The organism is Arcticibacterium sp., from assembly GCF_055134445.1.
Map to the genome: position 1 here is coordinate 30,584 of NZ_JBSRVI010000068.1, position 17,691 is coordinate 48,274.

Sequence of the window (17,691 nt, forward strand, 5' to 3'; positions counted from 1 at the left end):
TGCAGATACGTAAGACAGCAAAATCTTTAAACTTTACTGAGCCGAATTCAATTCTAATGGACACTTTTCTTCAAAAAAACTGTCAATAAACTATCTTTAAGGTGGATATATAGCCAAAACCATCCTATAACATTAGAGTTATGAAATATTTAGGAATTATTATTTTAACTTTCTCATTCTTTTTCAATGCCAACTGCCAAACAACAGTCAAGGTAGATTGGGCATTTCAAAAAGACCCTGTGGTAAAAAAAGCAATGGATAAATACAAGGAACAACTCATAGGGAAACCTTCTATCTTTAATTTCAATGTTGCGAACAAAATGCCAAGAATCGGCATCTTTTTAGCAAATGCAAAATCGGACTCTGTAAATCAAACCACTGAAATAAATATTTGGGCCTGTTACGACGAAAGCTGGAAAGAACGCAAATTTGACCATTTCGCATACTATGATAATTTATTAATCTTAATAAACCGATACTCAAATAATTATCCTTCCTCCTTCGAATGGGAAACAATAGTACAGGATAGAGTTTATGAACGAAAAAATCCCGAACAAAGAAAAATCATTTCGAACCAATCCAATCCAAGAAATGATTTACAGTACAAGGAAATAGACGACGCATTGCACTTTATTAATGATTCAAACCATCCAACTGAATTGCGAAAAGGACCTTACAATTTACGTCAAATTGTTATTGACCATAAAACTGGGAAAATTAGAATTATTTAATAGTCTTGAAAATACTTTAGGATGCTTATAAGCCCTTTAGACCAACCTAACATAAAAAAGTGTAAGTCAAAACCAATTGACTAAGCTGAGAAACCTTGTTAGGGAAAGCCCTTCCAAAAAACATGACCAACAGCAGCATCCCTACTGAGTAAACACAGCACCCAATTCAAGAGTCTTGCTTAACTTTACCTAAAAGAAAGAAATCATGAAACCTTCAAACGAAACAATGCTGAGTTTTTATCAGCAACTAGAGTGACCGAAACTCAGTTAAGTGAAATGTACTCATTTGAACAAAACAAATTTATTATACTAAGAACGCAGATACCTACAGCGAGTGTCCTATTTTTTTTATTTCGAATCGACTTCTTTAAATGTTCTTATTTTATCCGCTCGCTTCTGATGTACCCAATCTGGCCATGAAGTAGGATCTTCAGCATCATATATTCGGACTTTTTGGTTTTCACCATCGTTTAATAAGTCTTGTGACTTACAGCCCAGTACTACCGCTGCGGTTTCAAGCCCCGAATTAGTGGCACCACCAACACCGTGAAATAGTGTGCTTGCTCCAGTTAAGAACAGGTTTTCAATTTCTGTTTTAGGTTTAAAAGCCAAAGGACCAACGGCTTTCAATGTTTTTTCAGTTCCATATACATTGCCTCGAGTAGAGTTAATATAGTATCTATTGGTCATGGGAGTGCCTAATTCAACCTGAACGACGTGTTTTCTGGCATCAGGAATAAGACTTTCGACCGTATTTAACATCTTGTCTATCAACTTCTTTTTAAAGTCTTTATACTCTTTAGTATGATAATCTTGTCCTTTTTCGAATTGTTCAAACGCCGAAAAGTCTAAAAAAGTAACGATCTCAAAATTATGATAACGTCCATTAAAACTTGGAGGGTCTTTAAGTGTGGTGCAACTAAGAAAAACACCACTAAACTGATCACCTTTTAGCACATCATTTTCGGTTAGCTTACCATAGACAGCATCTAAATCAGGATCGCTAATTTTCCAGACATTTCCGGAATCAATTCCATATTTTGTAACATCGATGTCTAATGTTAAAAACATGATGAGAGAGGTCACCGAATATTTAGTATTGTCTAATCTTTTCTTCAGCTTTTTGCTAATGTTATTTTCCCCTACGAGTTCCAAAAAGGTAATACTTGGATCTGCATTGGAAATTACATTTTTGGACTTGATTACTTCTCCGTTTTCTAGCTTTACACCAATGGCCTTTTTTTGTTCTACTAATATTCTTACCACTTTTGATTTGGTTCTAATTTCGCCCCCAAGTGATTTTATTTTTTTCGTGAATGCTTTTACATAACCTCCTCCACCTCCGGTGGGGTAAAATGAACCTTCAAAATAATGAGCCATTAGCATGGCATGAACCAAAAAACTTGCCTTAGATGGCGGCAAGCCGTGATCCCCGCACTGAACGTTGAGAATTGTTTTAAGTAGTGGGTCTTTAATATGCCAATCAATCACTCGTTTGAGTGAAAAAAGTCCATATTTACCCACATATCTCGTTTTGTAGGGAACTATTAGGTGATCCCAAAATCCTTTCATTGTTGGAATGAACATCATCTGAGTATAAATAGAGTTGACCAAATCGACATATTTAATAATGCCTTTTTCTTCTTTTGGAAAGCGTTTACATAATTCTCTTTTAAAATTTTCAATTCCAGCAGGTATTGAGAATTTCTCGTCTCCAATATGACAATGCTCGTAACCTTTTTTATTCATTTCAAAAAAGACAATGTCATTTGCAATTCCCAAACCACACAGCAGTTCATTGGTCCCTTCTCCTTCTCCAATTAAACCAACATAATGAACCCCTGGGCTAAAACGCTGACCGTTTAACGTAAAACTATGACACCAACCTCCTGGAACATCATGTTGCTCCAAAAGCAGGACTTTTTGACCAGCTCTAGCCAAACATAAAGCGTTTGATAAACCACCAGCACCTGAACCAACAATAATCGAATCGTATTCTTTATCCAAAGTCTTTAATTAATAATTAAATAATTTGCTTTGATACCAGTAGTCGCGTTCCGCCGAGCTAAACCGCTCTTCGGTTTTGAAGTAGCTCTTTATTTTTCAGTTTCAATATAAGCCTTTAATTCAACATTAATTTCGTTAAAACCAGATGGAGCTATTTTCATCATTGGCAAGTTTTACATTACCTTATTTAAGAAGTGCCTATTGAGATCCAAGACGCTACGCTCAAGAACTTTATATACTATTTCTGTTTTTATTTAAGACGGCATTCAACTCAACCCTAAATATAGGGCAGTAGCTAAGCCCAAAAAAAACATGACCTACGACAGTAAACCTATTGAGCTAACACAGCACCCAATTCAAGAGTCTTGCTTAGCTTTACAAAAAAGAAAGAGATTATGAAACCTTCAAACGAAACAATGCTGAGTTTTTATCAGCAACTAGGTAGAGTATTTTACGGCATTGCTGACGCAGACGGCACCGTCCGACTGGACGAAGTAGAAAAGCTTGACAGCATAGTAAAACAGCATTGGCTTCCTTTAGAAGGTACTTTTGATGAGTTCGATACCGATGCTGCTTATCAAATTGAGATTGTATTTAGCTGGCTTCATGAAAACGACTGGCACGAAGGAAACACCTTACAAGAGTTTGGTGATTACATGAAAGAACACCCGAAGCTTTTCACAGAGAAAAACAGGCAACTAATTTACAATACCGCCGAGAAAATTGCTGAGTCTTTTCATGGCTTTAATAAAAAAGAAACCACCTTTTTGCATGCTTTGAGTGACTTGTTGAAGTATTAGTTTTTCTTCTGGGCTGAAAATAAAAGCTAGAACCTAGCTCACAGAAGCTTGGAGCCTCGGTGTGGAGTTTACAAATGGCTGGTTTAATAAGTAGCAGATATCAGCCAGAGGCTGATTAACACCCTACGAAGAATTGAAGACTTCACAGAGCCGAATCTACATTGCATCAATTTTCATAAAATTGGTTTATTAGCTTATAACTCTTCAATTCTACATCAAACCTATATTGATAAAGATATTCCGAATCCTTTGGTTTTACAAGAGAATCACCTACCTGAATATCTTCTGTTTTGTAGAAACTAAAATTATTAAAACTAACTTCTTCTCCATTTTCATATACTCTGATTGCTCCAGTAATTGCGATATCGATTTCATCAACCTTACAAATAATTTCTTTCTTGCTATTATAGGTAGAAACTAAACGTATAAAAAACACTACAAATAGAAAAAATAGTGGTGGCCAATACTTTTTCAAGTATTTCATAACAGTCCGTTTTAAAGTGAGTAAAATAAATCTACATCAAAAAGAACCCCATCCCATGCGTTTTATTTGCCATTGGATGTAGGAAACAGAGGATTGCAATTCCGAGTAAAATCAAGCGTAATTGTCTGTCGGTCAAATATCTTTTACAAATGGCTAAGCAGAAAAATATAGTCAAAAAAGCGAAGGTTCCGCTTCTGGTAGAATCATAAATTATCATGGCAGACAGCGTAGAAGCCGCACCTGCTATAAACATAGGAGCCAAAGCCAAGTATTCTTTTTTAGTCCACAGAATAGCACCAGCCAAAAGAAACAACAACCACCAGCCTTCAAACTGCCATAAGAGCCTAAAGCCTAAAGAGTCTATACTTTGCTGTATTCTGATAGCAAACTCGCCATCTGGATTATAAGTAGGTTTCATGCCCACCACATTCATCAAATAATAGCGACCTGCCACCCAAGCACCCTAAGCCAAAATAACGGCCACCATAGACCAGTTAAACTTGATTTTTATCTTCTCGTTTGCTTTAAACTGTGGATACCACCAAAGCCAAACAAAGGCTAATCCGCTACCTACAAAAGCTCTTTCATCGTTCCAAAAGGCCAGACTTAAAAAGATAAATACTAAATAAGGTTTTCGAGCAAAATAGATACCTAGAAATAAGAAGAAGTAAGAGAATAAATCGCCGTAGCCACCATTGTCAATAAAGAAACAAGCTCCTAAGTAAATGGATGCTATGCCTAACATAGCATAAAGCGTAGCAGATTTATCTTTCAATAAGTCATTAATAAAACCTGTGAGCATGTAAAAGAATAACAAGCCACAGAGCAACTGCAAGCCATACAAAACAATGCTGATATGGGAAATACCTAAAACTCTTACAAAAATGGGTGCTACTAGCCTGAAGGTTCTACTTTCTTTGCCCGAATAGGGCTCATAATCAAAGTTTGAAGTGAGCGACTTTGCACGGTCTTCTACTGTTTGATAAAGGAAGTGTTCGGTCTTATCTACAAAAACAGATTGATAAAAATCTCCAAAAGATTTAAGCGGCGAAATATTATTAAAGAAAGATAAAACAACCACCAGAGCACATAGCAAAACAGTCTTAAATCTCCAGTTTTCGGCCGAAACAAATGATGCTACCCAAGCTTCTATTTTCTCTAAATAACCTGTAAGTATTGACATATCTTTCTAAGAGATTTTCTCTATTTTTTCTATAAAGGGCTTGTAATCTGAAAGTGGAATAAAGTGCTTATTGCTACGATAACTTAACACGGTAAACACCAAAAACAAAGAGATAAAAAAGGCCTGAAGCACTATTATCATAAATCCAGAGGCTAATGAAGAAGCCCAACCTGGTGTAGCCATTTCTGCCACAAATTTCAATTCAAAGACAACTGCAATTCCTAGAAAGGAACAGGCTATCAGGAAGATGGAAAAAAGCATAATTCTTACCGCCGTTACATCCAAGAAAACGGCGATGGTGCTCATTCCGTGTAATACCAATGACACAAAATTCATTTTAGATTCGCCTGCCAATCTAGTACCTCGCTCTAAAGGAATAGAAGTATAAGGTAGTTTTGAACGAATTACTCCACCAGGATAATTATTCCATATTTCAGAAACAAAAGCCAGCTTTTTTAACATCCCATGTGGCACTATAGAAAAATTACCAAAAGTGATAACCTGCGAAGTCAACAACTTAAATACCAACTTATAAATCTGATAAGATATTTTAAAGACTATACCCTCACTTCTTTTGCTTCTATGAGCAAATATTATTTTATCGGGGTTTTCGGTACTAGCCTTTATCATAGCCGGAATGTCGCTTGGCTTATCCTCGCCATCCGCATCCATTACCAGCACATTTGATTTAGCATCTGAATTCGCCAAATGAGCTAAACCTACCGCTATGGCCTTTTGATGCCCCACATTTCTTAATAAATGAACTACCGAAATATCCAAACTAGGATAACTAGCCACCTGCATAGGCAAACTGGAGCAGTCGTTCATCACTTGCACCGAAAATCGCATTTTAAGCAAATTCGCCTGCTCTTCTATTTTTTCTAGAAGTTTAGAAAGGGCATCCCAGTCGTTAAAAACAGGGATTAAAATGGTAATGTTTTCAGACATTTATCTTTATCAAAGGCTATTCAAAAATCTAAAATATTTTATTTATTTGGCTTTTTCGCCAAGTACTTGAAAAAGAAGGTTTCTTCAGAGGCCACAAACTGCGTTATTGGGTAACTCACGCATATCTCTGGCAAACTTAAAACATCTTGTTCGTAGGGTGGCCTAAACTTAGGTTTATAGCCTGAATATTTGAATGAACCAACCATATCCATCATCGGGCCTACCGAAGCCAAAACCAATAGAGCAATCATCCAAACTCGTTTAAGTTTTTTGGACTTCATGAATGCATTAAAAGCAAAAACTGAAAGCAGCACCAAGGAAGGCATAGACACTCTATTGCACCAGTCGTTCCAAAGTCCAAACCTATAAAGTGGAATTAAGAGTAACACCAAAGTAAGCAAGTAAAAAAGTGGCTTCTCTCCTTGTCCCCAATTACCCTTTTTGATGAAATAAATAGGCAGAACCCAAACCACTACTTCAAAGAACACAAAATAAAGGAAGACCAATATTTGATCTCTTAAGGCTGAGCCTTCAGCTGTAAAAATGAAGTGCTTCACCAAATCACCAGATTCAATGGCTAACAAATAGCTCGCTAGAAAAAGGAAAATAATTGGAGCTATCACCAAATTGGTAATATTAAAAACACCTTTAAATCTTTGCTGAAATAAAACGAAAACGAAATAAGGAAATATACCCACCAAAATCAGCGGCGACCACATCACCAGCAAACAAAGTAAAAAAGGTGTAAACGTAATGTTTTTATCTATCAGGCCATCATTAAGTAAAATCCCGATGCCCAAAATAGCAGGTATAAAATGCTGTGGTGTCCAGTAGAGCATATCCGTAATATGCAGGTAGTTTAAAGGAATCACATCCCAACTATTCATCCAAAAAACAAAACCGTGTTCGTTGACTCGTTTGAGTATTTCTGTAATAAAACCACTTTCATATTTAAAGATGAATGAAAATATAGAAATGCCACCGAACAGGACAAAGAATAAAAAGAATCGCCAATTAAAACCTCCTGCAGCACGAGCCAACCAAAATACACCTAAATAAACACCTAAAGCTGTCCATAAAAAAACGATGAGCTGTGCATAGGTATAGCCTACAAAACCTGCTACAAAAGGACCTACTATATAGAAGGATAGATAATGACTGAGGTACATTTTTTCACCATCCACGTCATATTCAAGCGGCCAACTTAAATTACTTAATTCTTTAGCGAGGGTATTGTTTTTGACATGGTCAGAAACTTGATAACCCATGCCCCCTGCTCCGGAGAACAAGAGCCAAACTGTTAAAATAACAAGTCCGATGAGTAAGTCTCTTTTCCTTAAAATGAAGCGTTCTTTAAAATCCAGCGATTTTACATAATTGAAACCTCCAAAAAAGAGCAAGCCAAGCATAGGAATCCCATACTCCAACCTCACCCAACCTAAAAAGAAGGGAATTAGTGGAAAAGCGATGTATAAAAAAGTAATTATTCTGATGTATGATAGACGCAGATTCATTGATTTTATGCTGACTCAGCCCAAAAGTAGTAAACCTTTATGAGGACTTAGAAGTCATGTCTGATTTTGTGTTAGACTTTATTACTTTTGTTTACCCAATAAAAGTGATTCATAAATGGAGAAATCCTTACTGATAGTAGTCCCGTGTTATAACGAAGAAGAAATCTTACATTCTTCTTTTGATAAACTCAGTGCTTATCTTCAAAACTTAATTGACAAGAAGTTAGTATCCAGCTCAAGTAAATTATGCTTGGTGGATGACGGCAGCAAGGATAGAACTTGGGAAATCATTTCGGAGCTTACCGCAAAAAGTAACATCACCTCTTCTATCAAACTTTCTAAGAATTTCGGTCATCAAAATGCCGTCTTAGCGGGTCTTTTAGAAAACAACCTACAATACGACGCCTTCATTACCATAGATGCTGACCTCCAAGATGACATCAATGTGATAGAAAAAATGGTGCTTAGTTTCCTTCAGGGATCGCATGTAGTTTATGGTGTACGAGACGACAGGTCTTCTGATAGTTTCTTTAAGAAATTCACAGCCGAGTCTTTTTATAAGCTGATGCAAAAAATGGGCGTTCCCGTTGTTTTTAACCATGCCGACTTCAGGCTTATGTCTAAAGAAGTTGTGAACGAATTAGGAGCTTATAAAGAGGTTAATTTGTTCATTAGAGGCATTATACCTACCATAGGTTTTAAATCTGACAAAGTTTTCTATGCCAGAAAAATAAGAGAAGCAGGCGAAAGCAAATATCCTCTTTCTAAAATGCTGGCCTTTGCATGGAATGGTATCACCTCCTTTTCCACCACACCCATGAAAATCGTACTGTGGTTTGGAATCTTTAATTTCTTGCTAGCACTCGGAATCACCGCTTATGTTTTATACAGCAAACTGGTAGGTGTTACGGTTCAAGGGTGGACCTCCACCCTGCTTCCAATGGCGTACTTCAGCGGCTCAAATATGATCGCTGTTGGATTAATCGGGGAATATTTGGGTAAAGTTTATGAAGAAATAAAGGCTAGGCCAAGATACATTATTGAAGAGAAGGTCAACCTAAAAAAAAACTAGGAGCTTAAATGGTACAATACGTATCCGCTTAGTGGTTAAAACTTATATTAAACTTTCGTTAACCTTTATTGTTGTAAAAAAACCTTGGAGTCTGCTGGTATAATACCCACCTTTGTGTTTTAAAAATCGCAGGTAGTTATTTATTACAAAACATCCCAGATTTTTTGCTATGAGTGAAGCAATAAAACACGAATGCGGCATTGCCCTCATTCGCCTTCGCAAGCCTCTTGATTATTACATCGAGAAATATGGCTCACCACTTTACCCCATAAATAAGTTATATGTCCTCATGGAGAAACAATCCAACAGAGGGCAAGACGGTGCGGGAGTGGCTAATGTAAAAGTGAATGTTCCGGCGGGGCATCGTTACATTTCAAGATACAGGTCTATCCAGAATAGGCCTATCGTTGACATTTTTGGAAGAATAAATTCCAAATATCGAGATGTACTAAAAAACAATCCAAGTAAGTTCAAAGACGCAGATTGGCTACAACAAAACTTAGCCTTCACAGGAGAAGTTTGGCTAGGCCATCTGAGATACGGAACTCACGGAAAAAATGAAATTGAAAGCTGCCACCCAATGCTTAGACAGAGTAATTGGCGAAGCAGAAACCTAGTTTGTGCAGGTAACTTCAACATGACCAATGCGGAAGAACTTTTCAAAAAACTGGTTAAACTAGGTCAGCACCCTAAAGATATGGGTGACACTGTGACCGTAATGGAAAAAATCGGTCATTTCCTTGACGAAGAAAACCAAAGGGTTTTTGAAAGGTTTAAAGGAATTTATGACAATCCTGCTCTATCGGATATTATTGAAGATAACATGGACCTTCAAAGAGTCCTTCACAGAGCCTGTAGAGATTTTGATGGAGGATATGCACTTGCAGGTGTCACGGGATACGGTTCTTCTTTTGTAGTAAGAGACCCCGCAGGAATTAGACCAGCATATTACTGGGCAGACGACGAGGTCGTGGTAGTCACTTCAGAGAGACCACCTTTAAAAGCCGCCTTCGGAGCCAAATTTGAAGATATAAAAGAAATTCAACCCGGAAATGCTGTCATTATTGACAAATACGGTGAATTTGACGAATATAACATCGTTCCAGCTGTAGAGCGTAAAGCCTGTAGTTTTGAGAGAATCTATTTCTCAAAAGGGTCGGATGATGAAATCTATCAGGAAAGAAAAAAACTAGGTAAGCTTCTGGTTCCTCAGATTTTGAAAGAAATTGATCATGACCTAGAAAATACGGTCTTCTCCTATATTCCGAACTCTGCTGAAGCTTCTTTCTATGGATTAATGGAAGGTCTTGAAGAGCATCTCACAAAATGGAGAAAAGAACAACTTCTCAAAGGAGATGTGAGCGAAGAAAGACTTGACAAGATCTTAAATTTCAAACCTCGTTTTGAAAAACTGGTTTCTAAAGATGTAAAATTGAGGACTTTTATCACCAATGATAACGACAGAGGTGAGATGGTTTCTCAGGTTTATGAAATGACTCAAGGTGTGGTAAAAAGAGGCGTAGACACCATAGTGGTCATTGACGACTCTATTGTCAGAGGAACCACGCTTGAGAAGTCTATCCTTAAACTTCTGGATAAACTAGAACCTAAAAAAATAGTCATCGTTTCTTCTGCTCCGCAAATTAGATACCCAGATTGTTATGGTATTGACATGAGTAAGGTGAGAGAGTTTGTGGCCTTTAGAGCAATGCTGGCATTGTTAAAGCAAAAAGGTCTGGACTACATGAAAGAAGAAGTACTAGAAGAGATTCAAAGAAACTTTGCCAATAATAAAGGTCACAAACAAAACTATGTCAAGAGGCTTTATGACACCTTCGAATACGAAGAAGTTTCTGAAAAAATATCAGAAATATTAAAACCTGCCAAACTCAAGGCGGAGCTAGCCATCATTTACCAAACAGTGGAGAACCTGAATATTGCCTGTCCTAAAAACTTAGGAGACTGGTACTTTACGGGAAATTATCCAACCAAAGGAGGCAACAAGGTGGTAAATAAGGCCTATATGAACTTTATGGAAGGGAAAGAAGTAAGAGCTTACTAAAAAAATTAAGCCCCTTCCTTTTTTTTAGATGGAAGAGCGTAAACGTTAGCGGTTACCTCTTTCATCCCTATAAGTTTTAAACAGTCGTGAATATTTAAGAAAGACTCTTTACTGTTCTCCTTAGATTTCTGATTATTTTTGGTATCCATGATTTCTTGATTTTCGGTGTGTTAAATAGTTATTCAAAAATAGAACTGTGACACGCTTACTAAAGACATTATTTTAGAAATTTATTATACGGTAAACTATATTCGTAAGTTAATGAAAAAAAATCTATTTTTTATCTGTTCATTTCTGATAAGCTTCTCCACGTTTTCACAATCCAATGACCCCATAATCAAAGGACTAATTAAAAAAACTGAAAAGGCCATGGGTGGTCAAAAAGCTTTTGACGCCATCCATCATTTATCGTGGAACTTCTTTAACGCCAGAACATTGACTTGGAACAAAAAGACTGGAGATGTGAGAATTGATAACCACAAGGAAAACACGGTTTACCTATATAACCTAGAAAATAAAACAGGGAGAGTACTTAAAAATGGCGTAGAATACACTCAAAAAGACTCTCTGGACAAATACTTGACTCAGGCTTATCAACAATGGGTTAATGACTCTTATTGGTTAATAATGCCATTCAAACTAGACGACCCAGGCGTTAATTTAGAATATATTGGTAAGAAAAACGCCATTGCTGGAGCCAGCTGTGATGTACTCCAACTTACCTTTGATCAAGTCGGTGTAACGCCTCAAAATAAATATTTAGTCTACATTGACGAGCAAACAGATTTAGTTTGCCAATGGGATTATTTTCCTAAAATCTCCGATACAGAGCCACGGTTTTCTACCCCGTGGAATAATTATCAAACCTATGAAAAAGTTAAGCTATCTGGAGATAGAGGAGAGCGGCAAATAACAAATATTCATGTTTACAAAAAATTAGACGCCGCTGTTTATACAGAATTTGAGAGACCTTCTTTTATAAAATAAATGAGCAAACGAATTAAGACTGGTGTATTTTTAGTCAATTTAGGAACGCCAGATAGTCCAAGTACGCCAGATGTAAGAAAGTATCTAAGAGAATTTTTAATGGATGGAAGGGTCATTGATATCCCTTTCATTCAAAGGTGGCTTTTAGTCAATCTTATTATTGCCCCATTTAGATCTCCCAAATCGGCTAAGATTTATAAAGAATTATGGACAGAGCAAGGCTCTCCACTCAAAATTTATGGTGAAGCCAACGAAAAACAATTACAAGATTTACTGGGAGACGACTACATCGTAAAACTTGGCATGAGATACCAGAGTCCGTCTATTGAAGATGGTTTATTGGCTTTAAGAAAAGCTGGAGTGAAAAAAATAGTGGTTATTCCTCTTTTTCCTCAGTATGCCTCTGCCAGTACAGGTTCTGTGTATGAAGAAGTATCAAGGGTTTTAAGCACTTGGCAGAGCATCCCGGATCTTAAAATCGTTAGCAATTTTTACAACAGAGATAAATTCATCAACAGTTTCGTTGAAAACGCACAGGAGCTCCAAAAACAAAGAAAGTACGACCATGTGCTTTTTAGCTACCATGGTGTTCCAGAAAGGCAAGTCCTAAAAGGAGATGACGATAATGACTGCTGTCAGCTAGGAAGTTGCTGTAATAAAATTACGTCTAAGAATCAGCTTTGTTATAGAGCCCAATGTTTTGAAACTACGCGATTAATGGCGAAAGCCATGGATTTGAAAGAGGGTGAATACACACTGTCATTTCAGTCAAGATTAGGACGTAGCGAATGGATTAAACCATACACAGACCATGTCGTTAAAGAACTGGCACAAAAGGGTGTGAAAAACATATTAGCCTTCTCACCAGCCTTTGTGGCAGATTGCCTAGAGACGACTATTGAAGTGGCCGATGAATTCAATGAACTGTTCATTGAAAACGGAGGAGAGCACTTGCAGCTGGTACCTAGCCTTAACGACAAAGAGAGCTGGGTAGAACTACTAAAAGAATTGGTTTTAGAGGCTTAAGCAGCCTTCTTAAACCTAACTTGAAGTCCTCTATCGAGTTTTGCTTTAATGTCTTCAATCGTAACTATCTGCGAAGAACCTAAATCCCAAGTAGGTTGAGAAATCCCTTGCTTGGGCTTACCATATTTCTGCGTAAAATGTATGACTAAAGACTCCATCATTTCATTAGAAGCGGAATCCGTGTCTAAATAAATGTCTAACTGAACTTCATTGATAACATTTGAGGCATCATAAAGATAAAGAACGTCAACTATCTCGAATTCAGAAATCTCAAAAGTATAACCCAACAATTCTTCAGATTCTTCAAACTTCTCTAATTTCTCGCGTTTCTTTACCAGTGAAATAGGATCTCCTAAATCGAAACCTCTGATGGTTTTCTCCCCACTACCCAAAATCTCATTCACCAAGCCCTCTGTATAAGCTGTAACTTCAGCTTTTTCTTCCACTAAAGACGAAGTGTTTTCAGCTTCCTCATTCTTATCAGATGTACAAGACACAACCGAAAAAAAACAAAATGCTACCAGTAATTTTTTTTTCATAATTATTAAAATAATGCTTCCAGAGGCCTATAAGCTATATTCCCCTAAAAACGCCGAAATATACTTTACTAAATCCATATTGATTCACCGATAGATTTATTTTTAAAGCGGTGCTATAGAACGATACCAAGTCAAAACCCACTCCACCGCCATAAATAACTTTATTGGACAGGCTACTTTGACTTAGTTCTGGATAGTAATTTTTGATATAACCCAAGTCTGCATAAACTATAGAATATAAAGCTAAAGGCATAGAATTAAATTGCTTAAACTTTAATATCTTAGATACATCAAGCATTTTATTGAATACCTGATATTTCAAATCAGTCTGTAATAAGCCAAAATGCTGACCATCTATAACATTTAGTTCATAACCTCTTACCGTGTTCTTTTTAGACCCAAAACCAGAGATGAACGGATATAACTGTTTTTTAGGATAAGAAACCTGGCCTTTCAATATCACATCACCATAAAACTTCCCTCCCAACGGAAAATACTTTTGCAGGTTCAGTCCAAAGTTTAATTGATGAAGATGTTTTGACAATCCCAATCCATAATGAAGAGCACTGGCCGTAAAAACATACCCATCTAATGGGTATTGTATATTATTTACTTGCTCAAAACGGTAATCATACCTTAAAGTAAAGTATTTAAGATGGTCTATTGCAGAGCCAAAATAATTAGGATTTAATTCCGCAGCCACCTCGCTTAATTTACTGTCGGTATAACCTAAATATATTTTATGAGAATGATACAAGGCGTTTCTTAAGTTATACTCCACAAAAGCCCCCTTTCTTTCCACTGTTTTTAAATCGGTCTCTATAAAGTCTAGTTTGTCTTCCCATGTTCTGAAAGCAAAGCCCTTTTGAGTAGAATAAAATACACCACCCCTTAACCCCATCCTTTGTTTTTTATCTATATATGGTCTCCCATAGGACATTTCAAAATAAGGCACAAAACCACCATAAGCTTTTAATTTTAAAACATCCGCATTTCCAGAAAGGTTAGAATGATTTAAAAGGAGCCCATAGGTCAGGCGTTTTAAATCGTGATTCCTATTATACCACCATTCATTGAAGCTTCTGTCTGCCAGAAAAATGATGGGCAATGGTAATAAATAGAGTCTTTCTCTAACTTCTAGAAAAATAGTAGCTTTCCCATTTACTTGGTCAAAATCTGCTTTAACCCATAAAAAAAGATTGGTATTGAAAATATTCTTCCGTGACCGTTCCAGCTTATCTGTTAACTCCCCTTCGCTTAGTGTATCACCAATTTGAAAAGTCATCTCCCTAATTATAATCTTTTCTTTAGTCTTAGCGTTGCCCAAGATCTCAATCCCTTCAACAAAAAGTTCTCTCTCATATGTAACCGTATCTTGCACAGGAAACGGCTCTATAATATTAAGAAAGCACAAAAAAATACCGAGTAGGCTCATCAACTAATTTTAGTAAACACGCAAAATAAACCCATTTTAAGTCCGAAATCATCTAAGCAACATCAATAAAACAAAAAATATACGCTTGAGTGTGCTCTAAGGATTCCAACATGACAATCTGAAAATAAAATATAACGAAAAGACCATTGCATTATTTATATCGTAATGTATTGCCCTCTTAAATTGCCGACATCTTAAAAAATTCCTATTTTTGCCGCCAGAATAATGAAACAAGAAATCTTAAATATTGCATGAATTATCACCTAGATCTAGTACCAGAGCGTACTTTAAAGCCAAGAGAATCTGGACTTACAATGGTCATGGACAAAGGCTTAAGTGTTCGTGAAATAGAAGATGTTTTATCGACATCTGCAGAATATATAGATATAGTTAAATTTGGTTGGGCTACGTCTTTCGTATCGCCAAACATTGAAGACAAAATCAAGATATACCAAGATGCCGGAATTCCGGTATATTTTGGAGGCACTTTATTTGAAGCTTTCACCGTAAGAGGCCAGTTTGAAGATTACTTAAGAGTATTAGAAAAGTTCAAAATAGAGCACGCTGAAGTGTCAGACGGTTCTATAACCCTGCCCCATGACGAAAAATGCGAGTACATCAGAACTATGGCTAAACACGTCAAAGTCCTTTCAGAAGTAGGTTCTAAAGATGCAGAGAAGATTTTCGCTCCATATAAGTGGATTGAAATGATGAGAGCTGAACTTGATGCTGGTGCGTGGAAAGTGATTGGCGAAGCAAGAGAAGGCGGAAACATCGGACTATATAGAAGCAGCGGTGAAGTGCGTCAAGGTTTAGTGGACGAGATCATTCATGCTATTCCACCAGAAAATATCATCTGGGAAGCCCCACAAAAAGGTCAGCAAGTATATTTCGTAAAATTGGTTGGCTCAAATGTAAACCTTGGAAACATTGCTCCAAATGAGCTTATTCCTTTAGAAACCATCAGATTAGGACTAAGAGGAGACACTTTCGCCACTTTCTTACCAGACGATATTAAGAAAAAATACAAACTTGGCAAGTATTATCAGGACGACAGAATTGTACAAAACGATTAATCTTTAAATAAAAATCTGTTCATTATCTCATGGAAATCATTCACTTTCTGCTTGAGTTTTTGAAGGACCCACTGACTACGTTAGAAGGTTTCTTAGACCAATACGACACTTTAACATACGGTATTCTATTCTTAGTTATTTTCGTGGAAACTGGCCTAATTGTTATGCCACTTTTACCTGGCGACTCCTTACTTTTCGCTGTCGGGCTATTAGCGTCCACCACAGGAAAACTAGAATTAACTATTGTTATTCCTTTATTGATTGTGGCAGCATTACTTGGAGATAATGTCAATTATTTTGTTGGCCGAAAATTTAGTGCCTTTATAAAATCTAAAGAAAAAATACTCTTTCTTAAAAGAGTGTATATAGAGCAAACAGAGGAGTTTTTCAAAAAACATGGCCCAAAAGCAGTTATACTAGCACGTTTTATGCCTATCATTCGTACCATAGCTCCTTTTGTGGCAGGTGCGGGAAGTATGAATTATGGCAAATACATTCTAAACTGTTTCCTAGGTGCTGTGATATGGGTGACGTCTATTACTTCATTAGGATATTTTCTTGGTAATAATGCGTTTGTGAAAGACAACTTCGAAAAAGTAGTTTTGTTCATCATTTTCGTTTCTGTGGCACCCATGATTTGGGGAGTACTTAAAATGAAGTTGGCAAAGACAAGTTAACACCAAGGCGTTCTTAATAAATTTATGGAATTATTCGCCCTTATAGGATTTCCTCTTACGCATTCCTTTTCAAAAAAGTACTTTACAGAGAAGTTTGAAAAGTTGGGTATTTCTCAGACGCATCAATACGATCTAATTGAAATAGAAGACATATCAGCTTTCCCGAGTCTTTTTAAAGGAAATCCAGAATTAAGGGGTATCAATATTACCATACCGCATAAGCAAAAGGTATTTGATTTTTTAGACGCTTTAGACATATCTGCAGAAAAGGTAGGTGCCGTCAATGTGGTCAAAAGGACGGAAGACAATAAGCTCATTGGATATAATTCAGACTACTACGGATTTCAACGTTCTCTTCTTGAGTTTTTAGGCTCAGACATAAAAATAGATAACCTGAAAGCTTTAGTACTGGGGTATGGTGGAGCGGCAAAAGCGGTCGTAGCGGCCTTAGAAGACCTCGGCGTTAAAGTACAGCCCGTAAGTAGAAAATCCTCTGATAACGCAATAGATTACGCTCAAAGCAATGAAGTAATCAACGACCATAAAATTATTATCAATTGCTCACCTTTGGGAACATACCCAAAGACAGACCAATACCCAAGCATTGATTATGACCAACTAGGCGAAGGTCATTTTCTATTCGACTTAGTCTATAACCCTGCAGAAACTTTATTCCTTCAAAAAGGAAAAGCAATGGGGGCAAACATCAAAAACGGATACGACATGCTGGTCTACCAAGCAGAGAAATCTTGGGACATCTGGCAAGAAAAATAACAAAGAACACTTTTACAACAAGCTTTAATACCTCATTATGAAATTCAAGAAACACATTTTCATTTGTACCAATGACAAAGACGCCCCTAAGAAATGCTGTGGCAGTGAAAGAGGAATGGAACTGGTAGAAGCATTCAAGGCAAGCCTAACAGAAAAAGGACTTCAAAAAGAAATAAGAGCTCAAAAAGCTGGCTGCCTAGACACCTGTGCCTTTGGACCGTCTATGATAGTTTATCCAGAAGGAATACACTACGGGCACGTAACCCCAGAAGATGTAGAAGAAATAGTGAATGAACACCTAATTGGTAACAGGCCCGTAGAAAGACTTAAATTGGACTTATAGTTTTGTTTAAGCACAAAAAGCATCTTTTTTTCA

The 17,691-nt window shown here is 36.9% G+C and carries 19 protein-coding genes; 10 read left to right on the plus strand and 9 right to left on the minus strand.

From position 1 onward, the window contains the following. The first annotated feature begins 140 nt into the window (after positions 1-140). Entirely contained in the window at positions 141-731 is a 591-nt protein-coding gene (locus tag ACTBZY_RS09360; protein WP_463046071.1) for a hypothetical protein, read from the plus strand. A gap of 348 nt (positions 732-1,079) precedes the next feature. Here the strand turns inward: ACTBZY_RS09360 and ACTBZY_RS09365 are convergent, their stop codons facing one another. Beyond that, entirely contained in the window at positions 1,080-2,738 is a 1,659-nt protein-coding gene (locus ACTBZY_RS09365; RefSeq protein WP_463046072.1) for a phytoene desaturase family protein, read from the minus strand. Between the two features lie 395 nt (positions 2,739-3,133). Here ACTBZY_RS09365 and ACTBZY_RS09370 point away from each other — a divergent pair, with 395 nt between their 5' ends. Further along, positions 3,134-3,538, plus strand: a complete 405-nt coding sequence (locus ACTBZY_RS09370; protein ID WP_463046073.1) for a hypothetical protein — start codon at positions 3,134-3,136, stop codon at positions 3,536-3,538. 166 nt (positions 3,539-3,704) lie between these two features. On the opposite strand, the gene ACTBZY_RS09375 is transcribed toward ACTBZY_RS09370, so the two are convergent. The 5 genes from ACTBZY_RS09375 to ACTBZY_RS09395 are packed head-to-tail and all read right to left on the minus strand — an operon-like array spanning position 3,705 to position 7,667. Next, on the minus strand, positions 3,705-4,022 hold the full coding sequence (locus ACTBZY_RS09375; RefSeq protein ID WP_463046074.1) for a hypothetical protein: 318 nt from the start codon (positions 4,020-4,022) through the stop codon (positions 3,705-3,707). A gap of 31 nt (positions 4,023-4,053) precedes the next feature. Then, complete coding sequence (locus ACTBZY_RS09380; RefSeq protein ID WP_463046075.1) at positions 4,054-4,476, minus strand: hypothetical protein; 423 nt, start codon at positions 4,474-4,476, stop codon at positions 4,054-4,056. Between the two features lie 9 nt (positions 4,477-4,485). Beyond that, complete coding sequence (locus ACTBZY_RS09385) at positions 4,486-5,205, minus strand: hypothetical protein (protein WP_463046076.1); 720 nt, start codon at positions 5,203-5,205, stop codon at positions 4,486-4,488. A gap of 6 nt (positions 5,206-5,211) precedes the next feature. Beyond that, the gene (locus tag ACTBZY_RS09390; protein ID WP_463046077.1) at positions 5,212-6,153 is read right to left on the minus strand and encodes a glycosyltransferase; all 942 of its coding nucleotides are present in this window, start codon (positions 6,151-6,153) and stop codon (positions 5,212-5,214) included. A gap of 38 nt (positions 6,154-6,191) precedes the next feature. Then, the gene (locus ACTBZY_RS09395; RefSeq protein ID WP_463046078.1) at positions 6,192-7,667 is read right to left on the minus strand and encodes a hypothetical protein; all 1,476 of its coding nucleotides are present in this window, start codon (positions 7,665-7,667) and stop codon (positions 6,192-6,194) included. 115 nt (positions 7,668-7,782) lie between these two features. Here ACTBZY_RS09395 and ACTBZY_RS09400 point away from each other — a divergent pair, with 115 nt between their 5' ends. Together ACTBZY_RS09400 and ACTBZY_RS09405 are read left to right on the plus strand one after the other, a co-directional pair. Then, on the plus strand, positions 7,783-8,739 hold the full coding sequence (locus ACTBZY_RS09400; RefSeq protein ID WP_463046079.1) for a glycosyltransferase family 2 protein: 957 nt from the start codon (positions 7,783-7,785) through the stop codon (positions 8,737-8,739). A 169-nt stretch (positions 8,740-8,908) separates the two neighbouring features. After that, entirely contained in the window at positions 8,909-10,801 is a 1,893-nt protein-coding gene (locus ACTBZY_RS09405) for an amidophosphoribosyltransferase (RefSeq protein ID WP_463046080.1), read from the plus strand. A gap of 5 nt (positions 10,802-10,806) precedes the next feature. Here ACTBZY_RS09405 and ACTBZY_RS09410 read toward each other — a convergent pair whose 3' ends face one another. Then, on the minus strand, positions 10,807-10,950 hold the full coding sequence (locus tag ACTBZY_RS09410; protein WP_463046081.1) for a hypothetical protein: 144 nt from the start codon (positions 10,948-10,950) through the stop codon (positions 10,807-10,809). Positions 10,951-11,062: 112 nt separating this feature from the next. Here ACTBZY_RS09410 and ACTBZY_RS09415 point away from each other — a divergent pair, with 112 nt between their 5' ends. Both ACTBZY_RS09415 and hemH read left to right on the plus strand, forming a co-directional pair. Continuing rightward, on the plus strand, positions 11,063-11,788 hold the full coding sequence (locus tag ACTBZY_RS09415) for a hypothetical protein (RefSeq protein WP_463046082.1): 726 nt from the start codon (positions 11,063-11,065) through the stop codon (positions 11,786-11,788). Continuing rightward, positions 11,789-12,814, plus strand: a complete 1,026-nt coding sequence (hemH, locus tag ACTBZY_RS09420; protein ID WP_463046083.1) for a ferrochelatase — start codon at positions 11,789-11,791, stop codon at positions 12,812-12,814. Here hemH and ACTBZY_RS09425 read toward each other — a convergent pair. After that, positions 12,811-13,353 (minus strand): hypothetical protein, encoded by a 543-nt coding sequence (locus ACTBZY_RS09425; protein ID WP_463046084.1) that lies wholly within the window; start codon positions 13,351-13,353, stop codon positions 12,811-12,813. The genes hemH and ACTBZY_RS09425 overlap by 4 nt on opposite strands. A 34-nt stretch (positions 13,354-13,387) precedes the next feature. Further along, positions 13,388-14,788 (minus strand): POTRA domain-containing protein, encoded by a 1,401-nt coding sequence (locus tag ACTBZY_RS09430; RefSeq protein ID WP_463046085.1) that lies wholly within the window; start codon positions 14,786-14,788, stop codon positions 13,388-13,390. Positions 14,789-15,039: 251 nt separating this feature from the next. Here ACTBZY_RS09430 and ACTBZY_RS09435 point away from each other — a divergent pair, with 251 nt between their 5' ends. The 4 genes from ACTBZY_RS09435 to ACTBZY_RS09450 are packed head-to-tail and all read left to right on the plus strand — an operon-like array spanning position 15,040 to position 17,658. After that, positions 15,040-15,864 carry a phosphosulfolactate synthase gene (locus ACTBZY_RS09435; protein ID WP_463046086.1) on the plus strand — a complete coding sequence of 275 codons (825 nt, stop codon included), beginning with the start codon at positions 15,040-15,042 and terminating at the stop codon, positions 15,862-15,864. Between the two features lie 29 nt (positions 15,865-15,893). Next, a complete protein-coding gene (locus ACTBZY_RS09440) occupies positions 15,894-16,541 on the plus strand; it encodes a VTT domain-containing protein (protein WP_463046087.1) in 648 nt (215 codons plus the stop codon). Between the two features lie 24 nt (positions 16,542-16,565). After that, on the plus strand, positions 16,566-17,315 hold the full coding sequence (locus ACTBZY_RS09445; protein WP_463046088.1) for a shikimate dehydrogenase family protein: 750 nt from the start codon (positions 16,566-16,568) through the stop codon (positions 17,313-17,315). Positions 17,316-17,352: 37 nt separating this feature from the next. Then, on the plus strand, positions 17,353-17,658 hold the full coding sequence (locus ACTBZY_RS09450; protein ID WP_463046089.1) for a (2Fe-2S) ferredoxin domain-containing protein: 306 nt from the start codon (positions 17,353-17,355) through the stop codon (positions 17,656-17,658). The last annotated feature ends 33 nt before the right edge of the window (positions 17,659-17,691 follow it).